General features: G+C 63.5%; 5 protein-coding genes. All 5 read right to left on the reverse strand.

All coding sequences use genetic code 11. The annotated features are described in order from the left end of the window. A partial coding sequence (locus K0F85_RS09335; protein ID WP_374198665.1) for a DUF418 domain-containing protein occupies positions 1-386 on the reverse strand: 386 nt, incomplete at its 3' end. 5 nt (positions 387-391) lie between these two features. Then, complete coding sequence (gene ldcA / locus K0F85_RS09340) at positions 392-1,309, reverse strand: muramoyltetrapeptide carboxypeptidase (RefSeq protein ID WP_219115766.1); 918 nt, start codon at positions 1,307-1,309, stop codon at positions 392-394. Between the two features lie 32 nt (positions 1,310-1,341). Beyond that, on the reverse strand, positions 1,342-2,259 hold the full coding sequence (locus tag K0F85_RS09345) for an alpha/beta fold hydrolase (RefSeq protein ID WP_219115767.1): 918 nt from the start codon (positions 2,257-2,259) through the stop codon (positions 1,342-1,344). Positions 2,260-2,421: 162 nt separating this feature from the next. After that, entirely contained in the window at positions 2,422-3,579 is a 1,158-nt protein-coding gene (locus K0F85_RS09350; protein WP_219115768.1) for a hemin-degrading factor, read from the reverse strand. Between the two features lie 61 nt (positions 3,580-3,640). Beyond that, positions 3,641-4,533: TonB-dependent receptor domain-containing protein (locus K0F85_RS28645; RefSeq protein ID WP_257572646.1), on the reverse strand; the 893-nt coding region annotated here is incomplete at its 5' end.

Raw genomic sequence — 4,533 nt, forward strand, 5'->3', positions numbered from 1 at the left:
CCGGCGAGCGCATACGAGCTCAGCACGTCGCCGCTCCAGATGAGGAAACCATGCAGCAGGCCGAACACCAGCAGCCAGCGCAAACGGCGCCGGTAGGCCGCTTGCGCGGACGCCCAACTGCCCAGTTGGCGTTGCAAGGAACGTGTTTGCAAGGCAAAGCCGGCGCCAAACAGGAAGGCGAAGATGGGATAGAACTTGAACTGCGCCAGCGCCGCCACGCCGAAAATGACGAGCTGGTCCAGCACGGGCGGCTGCGCGGGCAAGGTGCCATAACGCAGGGAAAGCGTGCCCCAGGCAAAGCCCCAGATATTCACCAGCAGGATGCCAAACACGGCGATGCCGCGCAGCACGTCGAGCTGCAGCAGCCTGGCCGGTTTGGCGCGCATGGAATTCAGGGGCGAGCCAGGGTCGGGTATTCGCTCACCTGCAGGCTAAAGCCGGAGGCATCCGAGCGCAGCTGCGCCCGGCCACCGAACGGCAAGGTGACGCGGCGGCGGATGTGGCCGAATTCGAGGCCCGTCAGCACGGGCACGGGCAAGCGCTGGCGCACGTAGGCCAGCATGGCGTCAGCATCGTAGCCCTTGTCCATGGGGCTCAATTTATAGCCGGAAAAGTCACCGAGCACGATCGCCTGCTGGCGTTCGAGCACGCCCGCATAATGCAATTGCAACAGCATGCGCTCGACCCGGTACGGGTGTTCATTGACGTCTTCCAGGAACAAAATGCCACCATCGATCTCGGGGAAATATGGCGTACCCAGCAAGTGGACCAGCATGGCCAGGTTGCCACCCCATAGTTTGCCCGTGACCTCGATCTGCGGATTGCCCGCTGCCGTCGCCGTGACCGTATGCGTGGGACCGGCCAGGCACGACCACAGTTGCGCTAGCGTAAATGGCTCGGGCTCGTCGCGCGTGAAATCGTCGCAGAGCATGGGGCCGGCAAAACTGGCGCGGCCCGTTTTCGCCAGCAAGCCCATGTGGAAGGCAGTGAAGTCGCTGTAGCCGACAAACAGTTTACCACTGGCGGCCATGGCGCCAAAGTCGATGTCGGGCAGGATGCGGCTGAGGCCGTAGCTGCCGCGCAGGGCGAGCACCACGTGCACGTCCGGGTCGGCCGCGGCCGCATCAAGCTGCGCCAGGCGCCCCGCATCCGTGCCGCCGAAGCGCTGGAATGTGTGTGCGGGGTCGTAGTAATTGTGGATGGTGGCGCCTTGCGCCTGCAAGCGGGCAATGCCGCGCGCCACAGCCGCTTCATCAGGCGCGCAACCGCCAGGCGCCACGATGGCGATGCCAATTTCAGGTGTCTTCAAAATGCCCGTGCCTTCAAAAGTGGTGGGCGCGCCTAAGCTAGCTGGGAGCGCATCTGGGGCGCCATCTTACCTTGCAGATGCACATCGATCAAGGCGAGCAGGCGCTCGATCAGCTGGGGAGGCATATCGTGTCCCATGCCCTCGATCACTTCCAGCCGGGCATCCGGAATCAACGCTGCCGTATCGACGCCGCAGGCGACGGGGATCAGGGGATCGGCCACGCCATGGATTACCAGCGCCGGGCAACTGATGCTAGGCAGCAAGGCCGTGCGCTCGCCCGAGGCGGCAATGGCCACCATTTGCCGCGCCACGCCTTCCGGGCAACTGCCCCGCTCCAGCGCCGCCTCGATGCGCTGGTACAGCAGTTTTTCCGAGACGGGATAGGCAGGACTGCCGATGACGCGCACGGTGGCGGCCATGTGCGCCATCAATTCGGCGCGGCTCGCATTGCGTTTCGGACGTTGCAACAAGGCATTGCGCGCCGCCCGCGTGGGGCCGGGCAAGCCGCGCCGGCCGCTGCTCGACATGATGGAGGTCAGGCTGAGCACCTGCTGCGGCGCGCGCGCCGCCATCACCTGCGCAATCATGCCGCCCATCGACACGCCGATCACGTGCGCCTGTGCAATGCGCAGGGCCGCCAGCAAGCCCAGCGCGTCTTCCGCCATGTCATCGAGGGTGTAGGCAGTTTTCAGAGGCCAGCCGAGCAGGTTTTTCACGTAGGCCAGCGGCAAATACGGCTTGCCGGCCAGCGCCATCTTGCTCGACAAGCCGCTGTCGCGGTTATCGAAGCGCAGCACCCGAAAGCCTTGTTCGACGATGCCTTCGACGAAGTCCGCCGGCCAGGCGATCAGTTGCATGCCCAGGCCCATGACCAGCAGCACGCACGGGTCATCCGGGTTGCCGTGGCTTTCATAAGCTATGTTGAGGCCGTTCGCCATGATGGTTGCCATGATTGCCTCTCTTCAGGAACCAGCACGCAGGCAGGATCGCTGCGGCATTGCAATCAGCATACCACTATTGCGATCTTGCCATCACAACTCATGCGGAAGTCGAACTCAAGTGTTGCCGCGCCGGTACGCCGGGCGGCAACGCTGCAGTCCCAACGCTGCTGCTTACTTGGCTTTTGGCAAGGAATCGGCCAGCTCCACCCAGCTTTGCGGCTGCGGCTTGCCCCGCTCGCGCACGCCGAAGAAGGACACGACTTGCGTGCCTTCCTTGTCGAAGAACTCGACGGAAGTGACGCCGCCGCGCTTGATGACCCAGCCGCTGCGCAGGGCCGTGTCACGGATGTGCAGGTTGAAGTCCGGGTCCAGCACGTTGAAGTAACCGCCGGCAGCCATGGTTTTCTCTATCTTGCCGCTGTAGATCTGCGTCAAGCCTTCATTGCCCAGGAACACCATGATGGCGATCTTGTCCTTCGCCGCGTTTTCCAGCAGGGTGCGCAGCGCCGCAGGCGTCACGCGCTCGACCACGCCGGCCGGCGCCAGACGCAGCGCCTGTTCGCGCGTCAGATGGAATTCACGCAGGATTTGCGCGAACTGGTGCACGTCCGTCATGTCTTTCCAGGCCAGCTGGAATTCCTTGACGTCGATCTCGGAGTCCGGCTTCTCGGCAGCCTTGGACGCCACGGCCAGCACGTTCAGCTCGGCGCTTTGCTCGGGCATACGGAAGCTCGCCACCAGCTTGTCATAAACGGCCACGCCCGCTTCGCTGCGCACATAGATCTTGTGCACGGCCGTGCCATTGGCGTCAAAAAACTGCAAGCTGCGCGTCGGCTTGCCATCGCGGCCCGCTTGTTCCACGGCAAAGGCGTATTTCCAGTGTTCAAAGTGGAAACGCAGGTCGATCTGGCCGCCCAGGTAGCCGCCCGCGATATTGCGCTGGCGCGCCTGCGTTTCCGGGTCTTGCTTGGCGTCTGCCTGTTCCGACTTGTCGCCCGCCTGCTTGAACTTGCTGGCGACGCCCGTCGTTTCGATGACGCCGTTTTCATTGCGCGTGATCGCTTGCACCAGGCCCAGGTCCAGCGCGGCGCGCATGATTTCGCGCGGCACGTTGCCGTCGGCCTGCAGGCGCGTGACGCCCTTGCCGATATTACTTGCCAGCAATTGCGCTTCGGACACACCTAGCGCGCGCGCCGCGTCGCGCATCTGCAGCTTCGGCTGTTCCGTGCGCAAGGTGGACCAGCGTTCCGCCAGGGTGGCTGGGGCCGCGTAAGCGTTTGCAATCAGCAGGCTGCCGAGCAGGGATAGAACGAGTTTGGATAACTTCATAGAAAGACCATTCAATCAAACATGGAAAAAAAGAGGGGCAAGCACCCCTCCCCGGTAAAACCTAGAAATTCACGCTGAGGCTGGCGGCAACGTTGCGACCAGGCTTGGCGTAGCGCTCGATCTCGGCGCGGCTGGCTGCCGTGGTGCCGGCGGCCAGGCTGCGCGCAGCGGCGTAATCCCAGTACTTGCGGTCCGCCAGGTTGTACACGCCGACGATGATCTTGGCGTTCTTGTGCACGTTCCAGTAGCTCGACAAGTCGAAGATGGTGTACGACGGCACGGTAAAGCGCAGCCCGGTCGTGCCCATCAGCAAATCGTTAGGTGCCTGCTTTTCACGCGCATGCACGGCCGTCAACGCCAGGCCGAACAGCTGGCTGGCATGGTCATAGCCGAAGGTCAGCGCCGTCTTGGCCGGCGCCACCGAGGCCAGTGCGCCGCTGTCGCCCGTCAGGGTATTGAAGGAGCGGCCCTTGGCCACGCCCGTGGCCAGGTCGACGCGGTAGCCCTGCATGGCAGGCACCCAGGCGCCCAGCTCCGCGCGCAGGGTCAGCTCGGCGCCCCAGGTGCGCGCATTGCCGATGTTTTCCGGACGGAACAGTCCCTGGGTGATGGTGGGATAGTTCACCGGGTCATCTTCCTGCATCACATACTCGATCATGTCCTTGTATTGCGTCTGGTACACGGAAGCATGCATGCTCAAGCCCCTGCTCACATCGCCTTTCAGACCCAGCTCGTAAGCCTGGCTGGTTTCCTTGCGCAGATTCGCATTGCCCAGCACGGCATAACCCCTCCCCGTTCCCGTATAGCTGATGGAGTCATAGGTGCCAGTGCGCTCGGCCGCCGTCGGCAGGCGCGTGCCGCGCGTCACGGTGGCGTAAGCGCTTATTTGCGGCAAGACTTCCACGGACAGGCTCAGGCTGGGCGTAAAATAGCTGTCGCTACCCTTGCGTATTT

The organism is Janthinobacterium sp. UMAB-56, from assembly GCF_900095265.1.
GTDB lineage: Bacteria > Pseudomonadota > Gammaproteobacteria > Burkholderiales > Burkholderiaceae_D > Janthinobacterium.

Coding starts and splice junctions, on each gene's coding strand:
- K0F85_RS09345 (WP_219115767.1), bottom strand. CDS start 2,259: ATGGCAACCATCATGGCGAACGGCCTCAACATAGCTTATGAAAGCCAC.
- K0F85_RS09350 (WP_219115768.1), bottom strand. CDS start 3,579: ATGAAGTTATCCAAACTCGTTCTATCCCTGCTCGGCAGCCTGCTGATT.